We start from the raw sequence: 19,105 nt of genomic DNA, 5'->3' as shown, positions 1-19,105 counted from the left end.
GCTTACTCCACCAAATCCACTTGAGCTGGAATACCTGAAGGCAAGGATTGTGCTGAGTCTTGAAGGTCGACTTCTGCTAGGTACATCAAACGCGAGCGTTCTTCCTCGGTAAGCGCGAAATAAGGCGTAAATGAAGGCTCAGTCGCTACCCAACGAACGGTGCCGCTATATGGTTGCTCAACGCCATCTACATGCACGTTAACCGTTTTACCCGGCACAAAGTTGACTCGGTAGTTGGCAGGAACATAAACACGGGCGTATGGGACGCGGCTCGCTTGAATTACTGCAACAATGCCATTCACAGGAACGCGTTCACCAAGGTTAAACGGTAGGTTATCTAACAAGCCATCTCGCGTGGCGGTGATGGTGAGTTCTGCTAGTTTCTGTTCTTGCAGTGCCACATCGGCTTTTGCTGCCATGAGTGCGGCTTTCGCTTGTTCAATATCTTCAGGGCGAGAGCCAGCGGTCAGTTTGCTGAACTCTTCTTGTGAGGAGTCTAGCTCTGCACGGGCAGAATCTCTGGCTGCTAAAGCTGTGTCTTTTTCTGATTGGCTGATGAGTTTCTTACGAACTAACTCTGCTTTACGTTGGTAGTTCTTTTGCGCTTCAACCAATTGAGCTTCCGCTCTGGCAACGCGAGCTTGCGCTGCGGCAATGTCTTCTGGTCGCTCACCATTGGTCAATTTCAAAAGATAGGCGTCAGCCTTGGCTTGTTCGGCTACGGCGTGAGCTAAAACGGCTTCTTGGTTCTTTGTATCGAGCTGAACCAGCACTTCTCCTTCGGTGACTTGGCTGCCTTCCTTGATGGGAAGGGCGCGAATTATCTCGCTAGAGGTTGCAGTAAAGGTTACGCGGTCACGTTCTAGTGTGCCAAGGGCTTGCTGTCCGTCATCTTTGGAACAGGCAGTTAAAAGAGTCAGGGCTAGGGTGCCAAGAATGATTCGCTTCATCATGCGACGCTTCCTCTAAGAAGGTGAGCTCGAATTCGTATCAAGCTATAGAAGAGTATGGGACTGCATTCAGTGTAACGTGAGTCAGTTTTGTCCGGCTAGGAAGTTAATTCCTTCAATATTCATCAATTGATTAATTATTGAAGCTGGCTTTATCCTGCGGAAGCCGTGCTTTACTTGGCTCTTTTAAGTTGATTACATGAATATCATTTAAACAAAAACCTTGCCTTTCATGTAGAGCACGCCGTCGCCAGATACTCTTACTTGTTCGCCAGTAACTTCACAGTGCAAAATGCCTCCGCGCTGAGAAGCTTGGTAAGCGACCAGTGATGTTTTGCCTAACGCTTCTGCCCAGAACGGTGCTAACCCAGCGTGAATCGAGCCAGTTACGGGGTCTTCGTCACCACCATTTGCAGGCCAAAAGTAACGCGATACAAAGTCTTGTTGATCACCTTTCGCGGTAACGACCACATCGTAAGGAGCGAGTGTCTTGAGGTGCTCTGAGCGGTATTGAACCTCAAGTACCTCCTGCTGGTTGCCGACCACCACGAAATACGCTTGAGGGCTAAGCAGTACGCGTTCCACATCGCAACTTAGGCCATCAATCAATGCCGAGGGAATATCAGAAACGGCTTTTGGAGGATGAGCAGGGAACGTCATCTCGATCTTACCTTGCGCATTCTTCTCTACGGTGAGGGTCCCTACTTCTAGAGTATGAAATTCAATCGTGCCATTAATGCCAAACTCATCAAACAGAACTAACGAAGAGGCCAGTGTTGCGTGTCCACAGAAATCGATTTCAGTAATCGGAGAGAACCAACGAATCTCATATTGGTTTGCGCCAATGGACTTTAGGAAAGCCGTCTCTGATAAGTTGTTTTCTGTCGCGATATTTTGCATCAATTCTGGGGCTAGCCATTCCTCTAACGGTATCACCGCTGCTGAGTTGCCTTTGAATTACGTATCGGTGAAGGCGTCCACCACGTAGATATCCAATTCCATTTTCCTTCCTTATTCCGTGAGCGATTAATTAGCATAAACCAAGTGCAATTAAGAGAGTAAGAAATTTGTGTTAGAATCTTAAAGTGTCAAAATTATAGATTATTTTGTGTTTTTTGAAACTTACTGACAAGGATTCGGACTGCTGGGTATTTAGACTAGTGTTGAATTCATTGAAAGGAAGAAAAACATGAAAGCGATCTACAAGTCAGTTTTGGTATTGAGTGTTTTTGCGGTCGGTTCTACACATGCATTTGAACTCGTGAGTAGAGATATTCAAGAAGGCCACCCGATGGCGAAGACATTTGAATACTCTGGTTGGGGATGTGATGGCGGGAATCAATCACCACAATTGATGTGGAAAGAAGCTCCAAAGGGCACAAAAAGTTTTGCGATCACCGTGTATGACCCCGATGCACCAACAGGCAGTGGTTTTTGGCATTGGATAGCGTTTAATATTCCATCCACCGTTAGCGAGCTGCCTCGAGGAATTGATATGAACAAGTTAGGCGTCAAAGAATCTCGTATTGACTACGGCACAACGGGGTTCGGCGGCGCGTGTCCTCCAAAGAATGATGGGATGCATCGTTACCAGTTTACGGTGTGGGCATTGCCAACTGAAGAACTGAATTTGGATGAAAACACGCCACCAGCCATTGTAGGGTTTACTTTGAATAGTGTTGCTTTGGGTAAAGCGACATTAACCACGACTTACACGCGATAATTGAATATAAGGGGAGAGAATGGGTCACCAATATCAGGTTACGCTGTTTCGTGCGGAGCAGCAGCAGAAGCTTCGTAATGTCAGGATTCACTCCCCAAGCCTTATTCAGATTGTTAAGGGGAGTAAACATCTTTTCTGGAAAGACGAAGTACTCGACATCCATCATCCAAATATCATGCTTTGTGAAGCAAATGCATCCCTAAATTTTGAAAATCTTCCTCTACAAGGGCGATTTCTTTCTCGAATGTTCAGTTTTCACTGTGTGCCTAGCGATGAAATGTTGGAGCTAAGCATGAGCAACGCATTAGGAAACTATGTACCCGTTGTTGAGACAGATAAAGCATTGCAAGCGACGTTAAATGCTTTGTTTTCGTTTGAGCGGGAAAGCTTAAGTGAAGCGACACAACGCTATTGGATTATGGGCCTATATCAGCAGCTAGCTGAGAGAGGGTTATTGCATCGGTTGTTCTCGAGTTCACATATCTCTTTTAGTCAGAAACTTAGTCGTTACTTATCGCGCTCTCCAGGGGAGGGGCATCCATTAGACATGGTCGCGGGGCACTTTGCTATGAGCCGAGCAACATTGATACGCAAACTGAAACAAGAAGGTACCCAGTATCGTGAAGTATTGGCAGAAGTGCGCTTAAATCACGCACTTTACTTGATGCAAAATGGCTCGTATAACGTTGCTATGCTCGCACAGTTGTGTGGTTATCAGTCAGAGGGGCGTTTTAGCCAACGCTTTAAAAGTAAGTTCGGCCTAACGCCCAGCGAGTATATTAAAACGGTAGTGAGTTAATGTTTTACCGCTTTTGTATTTTTTGTGCTTTTTAGGTTAGCCATAATATTTGGCTTTCATTCGCAATGCTACATTCACCAAAGCAATCAATACAGGCACTTCGATCAGCGGGCCAATGACACCAGCAAAAGCTTGGTCTGAGTTTAGGCCAAACACCGCGATAGAAACCGCAATTGCCAATTCAAAGTTGTTGCCTGTTGCCGTGAAAGCAATTGACGCGTTTTTGTCGTAGTCGATGCCCATTTTCTTACCAACGAAGAAGCTGACAAAGAACATCAACACAAAGTAGATAGCCAGTGGAATTGCTACACGGAATACATCCATTGGCAGTTCAAGAATCATTTCACCTTTCAAGCTGAACATCAGTACGATGGTCGCAAGCAGGGCGATAAGCGTAATTGGTGAAATGCGTGGGATGAATACGTCGTTGTACCATTGTTCACCTTTCGCAGCGACCAGCCATTTGCGGCTTAGGAAGCCCGCTAGGAATGGGATACCAAGGTAAATAAGAACGCTTTCCGCGATGTCCATCATCGAGATATCAACTACGAAACCTTCGTAACCAAAGACTGGTGGCAACACAGTGATAAACAACCATGCCATCACACTGTAAGTCACGATTTGGAAAGCGCTGTTTAATGCAACTAGGGCTGCGCCGTATTCTTTGTTACCACCACCGATATCGTTCCATACCAATACCATCGCAATACAACGAGCAAGACCGATCAGAATGATACCAACCATGTAACCCGGATGATCACCTAGGAAAGTCAATGCAAGGATGAACATCAAAATAGGGCCGACAATCCAGTTCATGACCAAAGACAGCGTGATTGCTTTTTTATCTTTCGTCACTGTGCCTAGCAGGTTGTAGTTCACCTTTGCGAGTGGCGGGTACATCATCAAAATCAAACCAATCGCTAGCGGTACGTTTGTGCTACCAACTGACATTGACTCGTTCCACTCAGCTACTTGAGGGAATGCTGCGCCAATACCTACACCGATTGCCATTGCAACAAAAATCCACACCGTTAAGTAACGGTCCAAGAAGCTCATTTTGTCGCTGGCACTATTTAAAACTTGAGTAGCCATAGTGTTCTCTTATTCGTTTATCGTCGAAAGACGATGGTTAAAGGTATAGTTTATCTCTGCACGCCTGACCAGCGTGCAAAGGGCATTAATCAAAGAACTTGGAAAATCCTAGATTGAACTGATCAAACGCGTCGCGTTGAATGCGGTAACACACCTTAGGTGGGTTTGGCTCGGCGCTGATAAAGCCTGCTTGCTTGAGAATACGCAAGTGCTCGGAAACAGTAGATTGCGCAAGACCCAGTTCAGAAACCAAATCACTGTTCAAACAACCGCCCATGGTATCGAGCGTGTGCAGGATATGCAGAATGCGCAAACGTGCTGGATGCGACAAAGCTTTTGCTTGCGCTGCGAGAGTTTGTTCTTTCTCGAGCTGTTGTTGCGTTGTCTGAAAAACAACTTCGCACGTGTCCTTGCACTTATCACTCATTCGCTGGCCTTAATAGTTAATCGTCGAATTGCGATAAAGTGTACGCCTGCTCTGTGGAAGATGCAACAACTCGATGAAAAAATTAATCGTAAAATAACGATGAATAAAAAATTGAAAAAATATATGTTTTAAAAACAGTGATATAATAAAAAATTAAGTAGGTTACTAAAAGTTAACTAATTGCACTATATTTCTAGGTTACCATAATAAACCACATCCGACGCACAATGGTTACTGCGTCATCTTGTGAACTTATTTAAAGGTAATCCCATGAGCAACGTACTGATCATCAATGCACACGAACCATCACCATATTCAGAAGGTCGTCTAAATGCTTCTCTTGTCGACAAAGCACAGACGCTTCTGCAAGCAAAAGGCCATAAGGTTCGCGTTGTGACAATGCAAGATGAGATCAACGTAGATGAGCAACTCGCACACTTTGAGTGGGCTGATCGCGTGATCATCCAAAGCCCAATCAACTGGATGTCTGTGCCTTGGTCATTCAAAAAATACATGGACGACGTGTTTACTGCGGGTATGGGCGGCGCACTATGTGCATTCGATGGCCGTAGCGCAGAAGAACCAAAGAAAAACTATGGTACAGGCGGCACTCAAACCAACAGCAAATACATGCTGTCACTGACATTCAACGCGCCAGAAGAATCGTTTGATGATGAGAGCGAATACCTATTCCAAGGTAAAGGCGTGGACGATTTGATGTTCCACATGCACGCTAACTTCCGCTTCTTTGGTATGTCAGCACTGCCTACATTTGCTTGTTACGACGTGATGAAGAACGCAGATATCGAAAACGATTTTGTTCGTTTCGAAGCTCACATTAACGAAAACTTCTAATCCTTTTAGAAAGATAGTGCGAACTGAATGATGAATTGAGATGGACTGCTGCATGCGGTCCATTTTTATTTGTTTGCGGCGAGGTGACGTTTTTATTACTCTAAAGCACTAAATGTATCTAGCTTACTTTTCGTTACCTAGATTAGGTGCGTATCTTGAGGTGTATTGTGGAAAGCAGAATCAGTGTAGATAGCAAAGGTCGTAAGTCAGTGGCGAACGTATGTGCGGAGCCATGTGCTATCGAGAAAGGGATGCGTCTAATTGGTGGTAAATGGAAAGGTTCTCTGATTTATCATTTGAAAGACGGCCCAGTTCGTTTCAATGACTTAGCACGCATGCTAGGCGGTGCAAGTAAAAAGATGATCGACCAACGCCTTAAAGAGCTAGAAGCGGAAGGTATGGTGGTGCGCAAAGTGATCAGCGACCGCCCAATTGCCGTAAGCTATGAACTAACAGAGTTCGGCCGTACCGCACTTAAGATTCTTGATGATTTGCGAATTTGGTCTGAAAAGCATCAAATTGAGCTTCGTTAAGACCAAAGTAGTTAATCGCAAACGTTACTCTCTTTTGAAAGCTGATTAACAATACATCGCCGTTTATACCCAAGTAACTTAGATGTGCTTCATTTAAATCGTAATTTGTTTCGTAAAACAACGTACTCTTTCGAGTCAGGCATATCGAGGCTACTTGAGAATAATCGTACTTTTTAAGTTTTTGATTTTTAGTTATTATTTTATCATACTTAATAAGTTGTAGAATAAATCACTCACTTCAGTTGAATTTAAAAAAGCACTATTTAATTCCAGTTTCTTTTCAAAATCGGAATATTTATCGAATTCCTCTTTCTCAACTAAACCTATTGGTGATTTGTCGTTAACGTGGTTTTCATATTTTTTGATGGTATATAATTTAGACTTTTCGTCAAAATATTGAATTATCTTAATGTTAACGTCAGGTCTCTCCGTATTATACGTGATCGTAATTTTTTCATAATCTTTATTAATCGGAGTCGTAAGCCCTGTAGGGTAGATGATTTTAAACCCATTAATGTCATTCTTCTTCGTGCTTTTATAATGTTTTGAGTATGAAAAGTTTTCAATTGCACTTTTAGTGACGATAATTGACTCACCTTTCTTTAAACCGTATTCGGTACATTCATAATCGTCGACAACCGTAGAATTTCTTTTCTTTTCAACCAGGTAGGACATGCTTGCAGATGTCCCTCCGTGTTCCAGTTTTTGTTGGTTTACAGAACAATAGAAATGACCTTTGTCCACCGTCATTGCGTTGACTTGTTCCGGATTTGAAATGGTGGGATGTATATCTTTTGCTGGATCGTTGTCGCTTCCTCCTGAACCGCATCCAACTAATCCGATACAAACGGCCATATAAAGCAAAGAGATTTTATTCATACTGTATTTCTCAATTAAGATGTGTGATTGCAAATAACGATTAATTATATTTATATAAAGTGAAAATTTTTATTTTTAATTGAACGGTGTTTTATTGATAATTTAATCGTTTGCTTTTATTTTGTCTCTTACGGTATCTATGTTTTCATTTATGGTATGAATTATTAGAATTGCACAATTGTGAGCTGCAATAGGATAATAATCGCTAGCCAACTACTTGTGTAGATACCGTTATGATTTATATATCCGTTAAGTCTAAGTTTTTAGTCTTAATTTCATGTATTTATCGTGAAAGTGACTTAGAAGTAAATACTTAACGTCGTTTGAGGGGAGCCTGAGCTTCACTGATCTCGTTTTTCATCAAGGCGTTGTATAATGAACAAGGACTCTATTTCCAACTTGTTGATACATATCAGATCTCACGGATCTGATATGCATTCCAAGTTATTCTCACTGAGGCAAGAATCCTAGCTTATTTAAGGATAGAAAGTTTACTTGGGTGTAGAAGATATTAGTAATCCAATGTGCCACGGATAGGGTAGTTATTGTTTGGATCGCGAATCCATGCCAATCCGCGTGATAGCGCGCCAAGCTCAGGGCGAACAAACGGGTTGTTTGAAATATCCACCACGTGTAAGTCGCCGTGTTCATTCACCACAAACAGACCTGGTTCTGCGAAATTATGATCGGTTTCCTGTTCAGATCGAGGAATAGATACATACAAGCCTAGCGTTTTCATTTGTTCTTCGGTCAGGCCGTAAGCGATAGGGAAGCTGATTTCGAGCTTCTCTAGATGCCCCTCTAGCTGTGCTTTTGAATCGCCAGAAACGGCAAGAATATCGACGCCAGCATCAGCGAAAGCCTGTTTGTAACTCTCAAGCTCGTTGAGGTACTTAGTACAAAGAGGGCAGTGTTTACCACGATAAACGAATACTGCTTGCCAAGTCGCATCACCTTGCGGCTGACCCAACGTTACGCTTGAACCATCTAGCAAAGTGGCTTGAAGATGAGGGAAGCTGTCGCCCGCTTTAAGTTTCACTGAAGTTGCCATATTGACTCCCGAATTGGTGGTGTATATCCATGAATGCCCCTTTCTCAACAAAGCGATTGGGGGATGAGACTTCAATGTAGACTCTGTTTTGCGGTGTTTCAACTAGTTAACTTTTAGTAACCTGCAATAAGGTAGTAGAGTGCAAAAGATGAAAAAGCAGAACTTAAGATACAACGAAGTGGGGGTGTAGTATCAGGAGCTAAGTTCTGCTTGAGGTTAGGCTATGACCACTGGAACATATCGTTAAGATAAACCAGAGTCATCACTTCTATTTTATTACTCGATTGAGCTAGGCGTTGCTGAAAAAAGTACGCCATCATTGGCTTCTTCATTTCTTCCTCCTTTACGCTGACGAGTAAATTATGCGTATAAAAGGGGAGATAAAAAAGAGAGTGCTTTTGTTGACTTTATTCCTAATAACGTAAATATCTGGGGCTTTAAAGCCGAATTTGGAGGTTAATTGTGGAAAAGGGGAACAGATAATTAGGAAGTTTTCTTATTTTATTACCGCCAACTTAAGTAAACTATTCCTATCCACAAACTTCACAGATCTAAGGTTGATTCAGTGTCTGATCTCAATTTGTTTCGCTATTACCAACGATTACTCTCGTTTAGTGTTGGTGATGAAACAAAAACCACGTTACAGGACATTGCCGACATCATGTTCACTTCTTCTCGGCATGCTCGTAGCCTGCTAACGCAGATGCAGCAGAAGGCGTGGTTGAGCTGGCACCCGAAAGCTGGGCGGAACCAACGATCGACTCTTATTCTGAATATGGAGTTAGACGTTTTAAAAGAGAGCTTGGCTCTTGAACGTATCAAGCTAGGCAAGTATGAAAAAGCACTGGCGATATTAGATGAAGACGAAATGGCATTTGGCCGTTTGTTAAAAACAACGTCTGGTGCTTCTGTTCAAGAAGGACAGCTCAATATTCAATTAACCTATAAGCGAATGTTTGAGCGCGTCGTTCCACATCAACTTCAGCGTAGCAGCGAACGTTTCTTATTAAGGCAAATCTATTGTTGCTTAGTTTCGAGTGATAACAATGGGAAAGTGCAACCAGAACTCGCACATCACTGGCGTTATGACGAAGACACCTACGAATGGACTTTCTACCTTCGTCCAGGTCTGACTTTTCATAATGGTAATTCCATTGATGCAGAAACAGTGGTTAGCTTGTTTGCAAAGTTGAGTTCATTACAGTACTACGAAAAAGAGTTGGCACATGTTGCTAACATTACTGCGCCAACGCCATTGAAAGTTGTTTTTAAGCTTAATCGAGCTGACTTGGGCTTTGCTGGACTTATTTCTGGTGTGAAATACGGCATTCAACCAGTAAGCCAAGTTAACGTAGCGAATAACAAGCTGGTGGTCGGAAGTGGCCCATTCTCTGTTGTCGAGCACAATGAAAGTCGTTTAAAACTGCAAGCATTTAATGGTTACTATGCATGTAGAGTTCTAACGGATTTGGTGACTATCTGGATTGTTAATGACGAGCAAATGGAGAACCCGTCATTGGCAGCAAATACGTTGCAAAGGGATACTTCGCCCGAGGAGGATTTGTGTGGACACTATATGTCGACGCAAAACCGAGAAAACTCATCGGCGAGCAAGCGTAGTCGAATAGAAGATGGTTGCTTATTCGCCTTATTTAATCAGCACGCTAAGCACAAACTCTCTTTAGCGCAGCGCCGTTATATTAGTGAGCTAATTCAACCTGAGCGCTTGGCCGAAGTGATGCGCCGCGAGAATATTGTATTTGGGAGTATACCCGCTTATAACCTGCTACCAGGTTGGAAGCCAGTGCTCCGTCCGTTCAGTGAGCCGCTTAAGTTACCTAAACACATTACGATAGCAGGATATAACTATACCGCGTTGCGTCGCTGTGCGCGGGCTATTTCTAATCGTTTGGCGAGTGTTGGCAGTAAAGTAGAAATTGTTATGTATTCCTACCGTGAGCTGAACGAGAAGGCTAAGAACGGTGAGCTAAATGAGACAATGGTCGTAACGAACATAAACCTAGATGATAATCGTCATGCCTCTGCGTTCACGAACTTCTTCAGCAACGCTGTGCTATTCCACACTTTGGGAGAAAAGAACGCAAAATGGTTAGATGAACAACTACAGAGAGTCAGATCTTTCGTTCCACTTGAGGATTACCTTAATGCATTGGAGCCAATTGCATCGACGTTGATCAGCGAGTATTGGATTGCACCCATGTTCCACCATACACAAACTTTGCGTTTCCAAGGTGTTTTAGAAGACGTCGCTCTTACTAACTGGGGTTGGCCAGATATTCGCTCGGTGTGGTCGGCGGATTAACTGCTTTAGTTATTGAGCAAAGTGCTGCTTCACAAATTCAATGAAGGCTCTGGTTTTCGCCGATTGATAGATAAGTTGTGGGTACACCAAGTAAACCGCGTTGTGCTGGTGGTCAGTTTCTTCCGATAGAACCTGCACTAGACAGCCGTGCTCAACGTCTTGTTCGACAAAGTAACTTGCTAACCGAGCAATGCCATTGCCAGACAGGGCTGATTCTTTGAGTAAGCGGTTTTCATTGCTTGAAAGCCAACCTTGGGTTTGAACTGTTCCCGTTTTTAACGGCCACTCTTTTTGATGCAGTGTGGTTAAGCATTGATGCTGTTTTAAATCCGCTAACGTCTCTGGCGTACCTTCTTCTTGCAGATACAGAGGTGAGGCAACCAGCCAGTGGTGGTAGTCCAAAAGGTGATGCGCAATCATATTCTCGGGCGGCGTTCTTGTTGCTCGAAACGCAAAGTCGACGCTGGTTTCCGTCAGATTAAACGCTTGATAGCTAGAAAGAATCTCGAACTCTACGTTTGGATGTAAAGCGCGAAACGCCACACACAAATCATGCAGCACCGCTTCGGCAAACATCTTGGGAGCAGTAAGACGAATCAGACCGTCTACTTGCTCAGATTGCTGACTTAAACTCTTTTCCATTTCCATTACGCGGCGTTTGAGATCTTCCGCTTGTGCAAAGATCGATTCACCTTCTGCCGTCAATCTCACGCTGCGTGTGGTTCGAACAATCAAAGGCGTGGCGAGTTCCGATTCCAATCGCTTGATTTGTTCCGACAGGTAACTTTTAGAGATACCAAGTTGCTCTGCTGCTCTAGAAAAGTTGAGTGTTTGAGCCACTTCAGCAAACAGCATCAGTTTTTCGATTCTCTTATAATCTGCCATCTTGATTGCTCGTCTTTATTGTTCGCTTTAATTGTTCGGTAGCGAGGATAATGAATTCGATTTTACGGTATTAAACTAATTTTTACGAACGGTAAGATGGTTAGAGTTAACTTAAGAAATTGAAGATGCAGAAATCGGAAAAGTGAGAATAACGATGAACAATCCAACACTACCGCTCGCCAAAACCTTACCTAACGTTAGCCGCTTGGTCTTCGGCTGTATGGGACTTGGAGGGGAGTGGAATCGCAACCCATTAACCGCCCAAGATGAAAACCAAGCTTATGCCGCTGTCGAGGCTGCATTAGAGGTTGGCATCAATCTCTTTGATCATGCGGATATCTACAAATTCGGTAAGGCAGAAGAAGTGTTTGGGTGCATCTTAGCCAATGACTCAACCTTACGAGAGCGAATTTATCTGCAATCCAAGTGCGGCATCCGTCTAGGAGATGAGCAAGGTGTTAAGCAGTATGACTTCTCTGCCAAATGGGTGACGGCTTCTGTTGAGGGCATTCTTGAGCGCCTTGGCGTGGAAAACCTTGATGTTTTGATGCTGCATCGTCCTGATCCTCTGGTTGAATTTGAAGAACTGGGCACAGCGCTCCAAGCACTGAAACAAGCTGGCAAAGTTAACCACTTCGGTGTTTCTAACATGAACAGTGCTCAAATTGATCTTCTTCAACAAGCAACGGGCGAAATTGTTGTGGCGAACCAGTTGGAAATGAGTCTGGCTAAGTCTGACTTTATCAAGCAAGGCATGGGGCTTCCTTCGTCGGCATCTGACTACGTTGCGGGAACATTGGAACATGCCCGTAAGCATAATATCCAACTGCAAGCGTGGGGCAGTATGGCGCAAGGAAGATTCTCAGAGCGAGGCTTACATTCTGATGATCACAACACCAGGCAGACGGCGGAGATGGTGATGGCGCTAGCAGCTGAATATGGCGTGTCGTCTGAGGCGATTGTTTTAGCCTTCTTGACGCGTCATCCAAACCAAATTCAGCCTGTTATTGGTACTGCAAACCCACAGCGTATTCGCGCTTGTGCTCAAGTAGAGAACGTCACGTTATCACGTAGCCATTGGTATGGCTTGTTCGAGAAAACCCTTGGTCATGAGATCCCGTAGGAGAGAAAAATGAAATACGTACAAGTTCAAACTCTAATTCAAACGGCATTGGAAATTGCGACTGCTCGCAAGCAAAACATTGCGGTTGCCGTGGTTGATACACATGGAGAATTGCTCGGTTTTACCCGAATGGATGATGTGAGTGTGCAAGCAGGTTTATTGGCACAGAACAAAGCTTACACCTCGGCTAGAGACCGTCAGCCTAGCGGCAATCTGGGTGCTTGGGCTCGTGAGACGGGTAAGCAGTTGAGTTATTGGACTGACCCGAAGATCACAGGCTTTATGGGTGGTGTGCCTATAGAACAAGAGGGGAAAATCGTCGGTGCAATTGGCATTAGCGGTTTGGCTGAGCAAGATGATGAAGCACTTGCGATGGAAGTATTAAACGCGCGTTGAGTATAATGTTTATCAGTAGGTGTGATGCTTTGTCCAGCTTTGTACTCACTGTAGGGACTCAAGTTCACAGGCTTCGTCGAGTCACAAAGCTATCTAATAGCCTGAAGTAAGCAGAAGTTGAAATCGCGAACTATGATTAATTTATTTGAAAGCTTTGAGGCCTAAATATGTTTCATAAGGTATTCGTTTCGCTATTTTTTGTTCTCCTCTCAGGCTGTGGTACGAGTGACAGCGCGTTAAAAGAGAGCGGTTATGATGAAGCTTATATCCAAGGCTTTCATGACGGTCGGCATAGTGGTATGCAAGAGGCAGGGAATGATTTTGAACACTATATTAAGGACGAAACAAGGTATCAAACCGACTCAGATTATCGACAAGGCTGGGATGCTGGTGAGGTAGAGGGTAACAAGTTACAAAAGCAGGCGACCGCGATAGGACAAGGCATGATTGATAATTCATATGAAGAACGTGATGTCTTTGATCCTGATAAAGTGGCGAAAGATGCAATAAAAGGCGTTGATACATCGGAATTGAAAAGCCTAGAGTAACGGACTGATATAAAGAATAAAGCTCGTCATTTGACGAGTTTTATTCTTGTCTAAACGATTCATGTTTCAACGCTCAACAGGGCATTCATCGTTTGGGTATGAGTAATGTCGTTAATCACCTTTCTTGTTCTTTTGTTCAAGGATTAACGATAACAGGCGAACGAGCAGGGACTGAGCTTCCGGTGAGAGCAATCGCGCCACGGCCGTTAAGTCATTTGCTGTGACATGCTGAACATCACGTACATCTAAAGCAATATCTAGGTCAGTCAAATGAAGCGAACGCAATATGGCACGATATTGTGAGAGTTTAAGATCGGACTCTCCGCGCTCGATCCTTTGATATGTTTTTACGCTCATTCCAGCGATGTTTGCCATTTGCTCACGGGAGAGGCCATTCGATTTTCGTCTTGCGATCAGTGCTTGAATTATAGGGTCTACCTGCATGTGCTCTCCTGAAAGGACAGTTTTGACCTAAACGGAGCAAGAAGTGGACCAGTTTAACCACTACATATTTACCTGCTTTGCAATCAGTATAAAAATAACTGTCTTATAAAAACGTAAATATTTTAGTCAGTTATTAACTCAATGGAAAAGTATCAATCATACAAATCAATAGAAACGAAAGCTTCTATTCGCAAAATGCAACGCATTTTAGATCATTTATTTAGTGAAATTGATCAGCAACATCGTGAGACTAAAGAGAATGTTGTGACACTGATTCAACAGTCACAACAGCGATTGATGAACTACAAAGAGCTTTACCTTCACAAAGAATCGATAAGTGAAGTAGAGCTGCGGATGGCGCATGAAAACATGAGTGAGACTGAGAAGCAGGTCGCCGATATGGGTATTCCAGTGTTAACTTATATCATTGGCGCGCTAGATAAAGCGTATTAACACAATCGTAAAGTCGGGCGATACAAGATTTATGCAATTTCGATCAATTGATGACATCTAAAAGAAAGGATGCAAATGCTGGGGAACCACACCCAGCATTCGGACACTCATTTACCTATATTTTCGAACCGTAAATCAGTGTTTAGAGGTATGTGAACCGAACAGTGTCGGTACGCAGCGAATAATAGCGATATTGTCCGATCTAGGCTACGTCCTTGGAATCTAACACCTTCACTTAAACTGTAAATTAATCTGTACACCCAGCCAAATTGAGCCATTGAGCACGTTCTTCCTTCTCTTTTAGTGATAAAAGACTAATTAGTGACGAAAAAAACAACACATCTTAGGTAAAAGATAAGAGTTGTTAAAATATATCGCTATAAGATTGACCTTTTGCTTTTCAATCGTCCTGCTTATGCCTTACAATCTTTTCGAACCAAATCCATTCATAACGAATGGGGTTGATGAATTAAGATGAACAATTTTGCTTCGAACCCAAAGTTGCGCACATTTCATCAGCGATGACATCGCCAAAAATGACTCTCAAGTGTTCATGTGCAAATGATTAACCACCTTTTGTTGCATGTTTTCTTAGCCATACAGGGCTCTTGTAACATAGTGCTCTTGTAACCAAATTTTGACTAAGTCGGAGCGTTTTGTTGTGTGCTTTAGATAAAGCACAACTGGCGAGAAATTAACGGATTGAATTTAGAGGTATTAACCGTGAACCTAAAACTTGTCGGCAGCTCCCTGATCGTTGCAGGTACTGCTCTTGGCGCTGGTATGCTTGCTATACCAATGGTGCTTGCTCAATTTGGCCTCCTTTGGGGCACTCTTCTTATGTTGTTCATCTGGGCTGGAACGACTTATGCTGCGCTGCTCCTTCTTGAAGCCAGTTGTAAAGTAGGTGGTGGTGTGAGCATGAATGCAATTGCTCGCGAAACGCTTGGTAAAGGAGGCCAGTTGGTAACCAACAGCTTGCTTTACGCCCTGTTAGTTTGTCTATTAATGGCTTACATCATTGGTGCGGGTGATCTCGTACAAAAAGTAACAGCCTCATTTGGGCTTCCAACATCTACGATCTCAAGCCAAGTCGGTTTTACTCTTTTAGTTGGTATCATTGTTTCGGCAGGTACAGGGGTAGTAGATAAGCTGAATCGCGGTTTGTTCCTAGGCATGATCGTAGCGCTGATCCTGACACTTTTTGCGCTTGCACCAAGCGTCTCGTTTGAAGGACTTGATGAGGTTGTGAGCGACGATAAAATGGCACTTATCAAAACCAGTTCGGTGCTTTTCACCAGTTTCGGTTTTATGGTCGTGATCCCATCGCTTGTAACTTACAACAAAGAAGCGAGTAAAACACAGCTGCGTAATATGATTATCGTGGGCTCAACTATTCCGCTTGTTTGTTACCTATTATGGTTGTTAGCGGTTGTCGGCAATCTACCACCTCATGAGCTTGTTCAATACTCCAACGTAACAGAGTTGATCTCGGTACTAGGTCAGCAATACGAGGGCTTAGAGTTCATCCTATCCATGTTTACTGGTTTGGCACTACTAACGTCGTTCTTAGGTGTTGCAATGGCGCTATACGATCAAAATGCAGACCTACTGAAAGCAAGTAAGCCAGTGATTTTTGTTACTACTTTTGTGCTACCACTATTAGGTGCTGTATTTGCGCCAGAACACTTCCTAGCTATTCTCAGCTACGCGGGGATTATTCTTGTGTTTCTCGCGGTCTTTGTCCCATTATCAATGACCATGAAAGTGCGCCGAGTGCCGGTAGAAGATGACAATATTTATGAAGCTGGTGGCGGCGCAATGGGAATGAGCATGATCTTCCTATTCGGCTGTTTCTTGCTGTTTGCCCAAGCAGTATAAAACCACGCTAGCTTATTTAAAAACTGAGTCGCTCGTATTCAAACGGGCGGCTTTTTTGTATTCATAGCCGAACCCAGGCCACTCAAAGTCATCAGCATTTGTGATGTTTGACGTTTCTCTGATAATCACGGTTAGCGCTGACTTTTTAGTAAAACTCCTTAGCGAAAGGCTGACATGTACAGTGATTCACCCTCCTATTATATCAATGTTGATATGAATAAGAGGCTCTGTTGTGTCAAAGCAATTATCTTTTGCCATGGTTGGCGTTATGTTGTCTTTAGGTGTGTTGAGTACAGAAGCGGTGGCTGACCCGAAGCATAAGCATGGACATCGGTACGGGTACGATCACCATCATGCGCATCACCACCATCATAAACACAAGCGCAAGCACAAGCATAAACACAAACATCGTGACGTTATTTATGTGGAGACCAGACGACCAAGGCGCAGTTACTATTACCATGACCGAATTCCTCGGAATAGTACCTACATAAAGATTGGAGATTTCACTTATCTAAAAGTGGACGACCGCTATTATCGTCGTTCTAATGATCGCTATATCCATGTCGAGCTCAATTAAACTTGAAAGGACACATAGTCGGCGTTCTTGTAATGTTGAGCTTAATAGCACCAACATGGCACATGTAACATCGACCAACACTAGGGTAGAGGGTTAAAAACAAAAACAGCGAGCCGGTGCTCGCTGTTTTTGCTTAAATGAGTGTTAGACAGTAAATCTATTTAAGATTTGATCTTGTTTATGTACATCTTCTTGTTGCGCCTGCATCGCGTCGTTGGTTCGATTTGCCGATTCGGCGACTTGAGTCGATAGGTCTTTAATATTCACCGTATTGTTGTTGATCTCTTCAGCGACGAGGCTTTGCTCTTCCGCTGCTGAGGCAATTTGCAAGTTCATATCGGAAATACGCTGAATCGCATCACGAATGCGTTGTAACGCACTATTTGCTAAACCCGCTTTTTCAACGGCCTCTATAGCACTACCTTTGCTTTGATGCATGGCATTTGCCACAGATGAAGCGCCAGATTGTAGTTGCTCAATCATAGTACGAATCTCTGTTGTCGACTCTTGAGTACGTTGTGCCAGTGTACGTACTTCATCTGCAACAACGGCGAAGCCTCGGCCAGATTCTCCCGCACGTGCAGCCTCGATTGCGGCATTCAACGCGAGTAAGTTTGTTTGGTCCGCAATATCGTTGATGACTTTTAGAATCGTTTCGATATTGGCGGTAGCAGATTCCAACACTTGTACTTCTTCGACTGCAAGGTCAATGCTATCGGAAAGCATGTTTATCGTTTGTGTCGATTCACCAACGATAGAAGACCCCTCAACCGTTGCTTGGTCGGCTTCTTTAGCTGCACTTGCCGCACCTTGCGCATTATTAGCAACCTCTGTCGCGGTGACAGACATCTCATGCATCGCGGTAGCAAGTTGTTCTAGCTCTTGCAGCTGAGTGTGAATTGCGCCTGCCGAGTCTTTTGCGCCCTCAGCGGTGATTTGAGTTCCGTTTAAAATTTGATCAGAAATACGTTTCGACTCAATGATTTGCTGTTGTAAGTTCTCCATGAACGTATTGAAGTTTGTGGCAAGCTCAGAAAACTCTTGGTCAGTATCTGTTTCGAGGCGTTGTGTAAGGTCGCCTTTCCCTGATGCTACATCTTTAATCGCATTGTTTAGCGTGTCCAAAGGACGCATGAGAGTGCGAATCAACAGAGTTAGGGCGATAATAGATGCAATCACGGCAATGATTGAATAAATAATAGCGTTGTTACGAAGCTCTCCTACGGCAGAATAGGCAACAGCTTCATCGATCACCGAACCTACGTACCAGTTCTCGCCAGGAATGTGAGTCAGGTTAACCATGTAGCGGTTGCCATCAATCTCAACATGTTGTGCTGATTGCGTAAGTTCGATTTGCGGGAGGTAGCTACCGACCTTCTCGCCGTTATACTTACTTTGAGGGTGAGCAATAGTTGTGCCATCAGCGGTGATCAGAAATAAGTAACCAGCATCAAACAGATTCACTTGGTTGACCAGATCAGAAAGGGTAGTTAATTCGAGGTCATAAAACATACCGGCTAAAAACTGGCCATTTTCTTTTACTGGCGTACCAACAGAGATGATAACGTTTTTCGAAGACGCATCGACGTACGGATCGGTTACGACCAAATCGCCTTTGCTCTTAGCTGCAATAAACCAAGGACGCCGACGTGGGTCGTAGTCTGGACCCGCATCCCAGCCGTCGTCATTTTCAATCACAAAGCCATTACTTTCATAACCAAAACCGATGGCAAGGAAGCTGCTTTTTGGCGTCGGTCTTTCAAGTATGTTTTGAACATAGCTATGTGAACTGGGATCAAGCTCAATCACTTCAGTAATGGAGCGAGCGAGATCCTTCTTTGCATTCATTTCTGATTGCACAGTGTTACCAACACTGGTCAATATCTCGTTTACACTTGAGTCGATTTGCTCCTGAGTTTGGGAGCGGATGGTCATAACTTGTTGTGTCGACAATAACGACACGGTAATTAGCAGCAAAAATGAAGAGGCTGTGACAACCTTATGTCTGAATTTCATGAGCTTTCCTCTGATTCTCCCGGTTGGTTCCACTTTGCTTTCGCCTCTTTTAAACCGAGCGAATTGGGCATAAAGAGAAACCTATTGTGTTTGGTTATATTTTTATCGACATCTTTGTCAAAAACATGAACTCATTTGTCGTCTTTT

At 43.6% G+C, this 19,105-nt stretch carries 19 protein-coding genes and 1 pseudogene; 11 read left to right on the top strand and 9 right to left on the bottom strand.

All coding sequences use genetic code 11. The features are described from left to right. Positions 1–2: 2 nt before the first annotated feature. Positions 3–953, bottom strand: a complete 951-nt coding sequence (locus R8N47_RS12445) for an HlyD family secretion protein (protein ID WP_372587974.1) — start codon at positions 951–953, stop codon at positions 3–5. Between the two features lie 207 nt (positions 954–1,160). Further along, positions 1,161–1,952: pseudogene (locus R8N47_RS12440) on the bottom strand (PhzF family phenazine biosynthesis protein). Between the two features lie 187 nt (positions 1,953–2,139). Here R8N47_RS12440 and R8N47_RS12435 point away from each other — a divergent pair. Beyond that, entirely contained in the window at positions 2,140–2,673 is a 534-nt protein-coding gene (locus R8N47_RS12435) for a YbhB/YbcL family Raf kinase inhibitor-like protein (protein WP_064354576.1), read from the top strand. A gap of 19 nt (positions 2,674–2,692) precedes the next feature. Beyond that, positions 2,693–3,472, top strand: a complete 780-nt coding sequence (locus R8N47_RS12430; protein WP_064354577.1) for an AraC family transcriptional regulator — start codon at positions 2,693–2,695, stop codon at positions 3,470–3,472. A 36-nt stretch (positions 3,473–3,508) separates the two neighbouring features. On the opposite strand, the gene arsB is transcribed toward R8N47_RS12430, so the two are convergent. Then, a complete protein-coding gene (gene arsB / locus R8N47_RS12425; RefSeq protein WP_064354578.1) occupies positions 3,509–4,564 on the bottom strand; it encodes an ACR3 family arsenite efflux transporter in 1,056 nt (351 codons plus the stop codon). An 85-nt stretch (positions 4,565–4,649) separates the two neighbouring features. Beyond that, the gene (locus tag R8N47_RS12420; RefSeq protein ID WP_064354579.1) at positions 4,650–4,991 is read right to left on the bottom strand and encodes an ArsR/SmtB family transcription factor; all 342 of its coding nucleotides are present in this window, start codon (positions 4,989–4,991) and stop codon (positions 4,650–4,652) included. A gap of 270 nt (positions 4,992–5,261) precedes the next feature. Here R8N47_RS12420 and R8N47_RS12415 point away from each other — a divergent pair, with 270 nt between their 5' ends. Beyond that, positions 5,262–5,846 carry an NAD(P)H-dependent oxidoreductase gene (locus tag R8N47_RS12415; RefSeq protein WP_064354580.1) on the top strand — a complete coding sequence of 195 codons (585 nt, stop codon included), beginning with the start codon at positions 5,262–5,264 and terminating at the stop codon, positions 5,844–5,846. A 167-nt stretch (positions 5,847–6,013) separates the two neighbouring features. Further along, a complete protein-coding gene (locus R8N47_RS12410; RefSeq protein ID WP_005375456.1) occupies positions 6,014–6,379 on the top strand; it encodes a winged helix-turn-helix transcriptional regulator in 366 nt (121 codons plus the stop codon). A 195-nt stretch (positions 6,380–6,574) separates the two neighbouring features. On the opposite strand, the gene R8N47_RS12405 is transcribed toward R8N47_RS12410, so the two are convergent. After that, positions 6,575–7,258 (bottom strand): hypothetical protein, encoded by a 684-nt coding sequence (locus R8N47_RS12405; RefSeq protein WP_064354581.1) that lies wholly within the window; start codon positions 7,256–7,258, stop codon positions 6,575–6,577. A gap of 511 nt (positions 7,259–7,769) precedes the next feature. Further along, positions 7,770–8,309: a redoxin domain-containing protein gene (locus R8N47_RS12400; protein WP_005385152.1), complete on the bottom strand. Its 540-nt coding sequence runs from the start codon at positions 8,307–8,309 to the stop codon at positions 7,770–7,772. A gap of 565 nt (positions 8,310–8,874) precedes the next feature. On the opposite strand from R8N47_RS12400, the gene R8N47_RS12395 reads away from it, so the two are divergent. Continuing rightward, positions 8,875–10,632 (top strand): SgrR family transcriptional regulator, encoded by a 1,758-nt coding sequence (locus tag R8N47_RS12395; protein WP_064354582.1) that lies wholly within the window; start codon positions 8,875–8,877, stop codon positions 10,630–10,632. Positions 10,633–10,641: 9 nt separating this feature from the next. On the opposite strand, the gene R8N47_RS12390 is transcribed toward R8N47_RS12395, so the two are convergent. Then, positions 10,642–11,517 carry a LysR family transcriptional regulator gene (locus R8N47_RS12390; RefSeq protein ID WP_064354583.1) on the bottom strand — a complete coding sequence of 292 codons (876 nt, stop codon included), beginning with the start codon at positions 11,515–11,517 and terminating at the stop codon, positions 10,642–10,644. A gap of 154 nt (positions 11,518–11,671) precedes the next feature. On the opposite strand from R8N47_RS12390, the gene R8N47_RS12385 reads away from it, so the two are divergent. From R8N47_RS12385 to R8N47_RS12375, 3 genes are all read left to right on the top strand, one after another. Beyond that, on the top strand, positions 11,672–12,640 hold the full coding sequence (locus tag R8N47_RS12385) for an aldo/keto reductase (protein WP_064354584.1): 969 nt from the start codon (positions 11,672–11,674) through the stop codon (positions 12,638–12,640). A 9-nt stretch (positions 12,641–12,649) separates the two neighbouring features. Continuing rightward, on the top strand, positions 12,650–13,036 hold the full coding sequence (locus R8N47_RS12380; protein ID WP_064354585.1) for a GlcG/HbpS family heme-binding protein: 387 nt from the start codon (positions 12,650–12,652) through the stop codon (positions 13,034–13,036). A gap of 167 nt (positions 13,037–13,203) precedes the next feature. Further along, the gene (locus tag R8N47_RS12375) at positions 13,204–13,584 is read left to right on the top strand and encodes a hypothetical protein (RefSeq protein ID WP_005375467.1); all 381 of its coding nucleotides are present in this window, start codon (positions 13,204–13,206) and stop codon (positions 13,582–13,584) included. Positions 13,585–13,695: 111 nt separating this feature from the next. Here R8N47_RS12375 and R8N47_RS12370 read toward each other — a convergent pair whose 3' ends face one another. Next, positions 13,696–14,028 (bottom strand): helix-turn-helix transcriptional regulator, encoded by a 333-nt coding sequence (locus R8N47_RS12370; RefSeq protein ID WP_005375470.1) that lies wholly within the window; start codon positions 14,026–14,028, stop codon positions 13,696–13,698. A gap of 141 nt (positions 14,029–14,169) precedes the next feature. Here R8N47_RS12370 and R8N47_RS12365 point away from each other — a divergent pair, with 141 nt between their 5' ends. The 3 genes from R8N47_RS12365 to R8N47_RS12355 all read left to right on the top strand — a co-directional run bounded on the left by R8N47_RS12365 (position 14,170) and on the right by R8N47_RS12355 (position 16,942). Next, a complete protein-coding gene (locus R8N47_RS12365; RefSeq protein ID WP_005375472.1) occupies positions 14,170–14,481 on the top strand; it encodes a hypothetical protein in 312 nt (103 codons plus the stop codon). A 723-nt stretch (positions 14,482–15,204) separates the two neighbouring features. Then, positions 15,205–16,362: an amino acid permease gene (locus R8N47_RS12360; protein WP_053303777.1), complete on the top strand. Its 1,158-nt coding sequence runs from the start codon at positions 15,205–15,207 to the stop codon at positions 16,360–16,362. A gap of 232 nt (positions 16,363–16,594) precedes the next feature. Then, a complete protein-coding gene (locus R8N47_RS12355) occupies positions 16,595–16,942 on the top strand; it encodes a hypothetical protein (RefSeq protein ID WP_080996664.1) in 348 nt (115 codons plus the stop codon). Between the two features lie 144 nt (positions 16,943–17,086). Here the strand turns inward: R8N47_RS12355 and R8N47_RS12350 are convergent, their stop codons facing one another. Next, on the bottom strand, positions 17,087–18,958 hold the full coding sequence (locus R8N47_RS12350) for a methyl-accepting chemotaxis protein (RefSeq protein ID WP_064354586.1): 1,872 nt from the start codon (positions 18,956–18,958) through the stop codon (positions 17,087–17,089). Positions 18,959–19,105 lie beyond the last annotated feature (147 nt).

This window comes from Vibrio sp. 2132-1 (genome assembly GCF_033344315.1).
Note: the sequence above shows the minus strand (reverse complement) of the source record. Positions and strands in the feature narration are given on the sequence as shown.

Bases quoted from the DNA above. Each gene is read 5' to 3' on its own strand.
- R8N47_RS12445 (WP_372587974.1), bottom strand. From the start codon at position 953: ATGATGAAGCGAATCATTCTTGGCACCCTAGCCCTGACTCTTTTAACT.
- R8N47_RS12435 (WP_064354576.1), top strand. From the start codon at position 2,140: ATGAAAGCGATCTACAAGTCAGTTTTGGTATTGAGTGTTTTTGCGGTC.
- R8N47_RS12430 (WP_064354577.1), top strand. From the start codon at position 2,693: ATGGGTCACCAATATCAGGTTACGCTGTTTCGTGCGGAGCAGCAGCAG.
- arsB (WP_064354578.1), bottom strand. From the start codon at position 4,564: ATGGCTACTCAAGTTTTAAATAGTGCCAGCGACAAAATGAGCTTCTTG.
- R8N47_RS12420 (WP_064354579.1), bottom strand. From the start codon at position 4,991: ATGAGTGATAAGTGCAAGGACACGTGCGAAGTTGTTTTTCAGACAACG.
- R8N47_RS12415 (WP_064354580.1), top strand. From the start codon at position 5,262: ATGAGCAACGTACTGATCATCAATGCACACGAACCATCACCATATTCA.
- R8N47_RS12405 (WP_064354581.1), bottom strand. From the start codon at position 7,258: ATGAATAAAATCTCTTTGCTTTATATGGCCGTTTGTATCGGATTAGTT.
- R8N47_RS12400 (WP_005385152.1), bottom strand. From the start codon at position 8,309: ATGGCAACTTCAGTGAAACTTAAAGCGGGCGACAGCTTCCCTCATCTT.
- R8N47_RS12390 (WP_064354583.1), bottom strand. From the start codon at position 11,517: ATGGCAGATTATAAGAGAATCGAAAAACTGATGCTGTTTGCTGAAGTG.
- R8N47_RS12385 (WP_064354584.1), top strand. From the start codon at position 11,672: ATGAACAATCCAACACTACCGCTCGCCAAAACCTTACCTAACGTTAGC.
- R8N47_RS12380 (WP_064354585.1), top strand. From the start codon at position 12,650: ATGAAATACGTACAAGTTCAAACTCTAATTCAAACGGCATTGGAAATT.
- R8N47_RS12375 (WP_005375467.1), top strand. From the start codon at position 13,204: ATGTTTCATAAGGTATTCGTTTCGCTATTTTTTGTTCTCCTCTCAGGC.
- R8N47_RS12370 (WP_005375470.1), bottom strand. From the start codon at position 14,028: ATGCAGGTAGACCCTATAATTCAAGCACTGATCGCAAGACGAAAATCG.
- R8N47_RS12365 (WP_005375472.1), top strand. From the start codon at position 14,170: ATGGAAAAGTATCAATCATACAAATCAATAGAAACGAAAGCTTCTATT.
- R8N47_RS12350 (WP_064354586.1), bottom strand. From the start codon at position 18,958: ATGAAATTCAGACATAAGGTTGTCACAGCCTCTTCATTTTTGCTGCTA.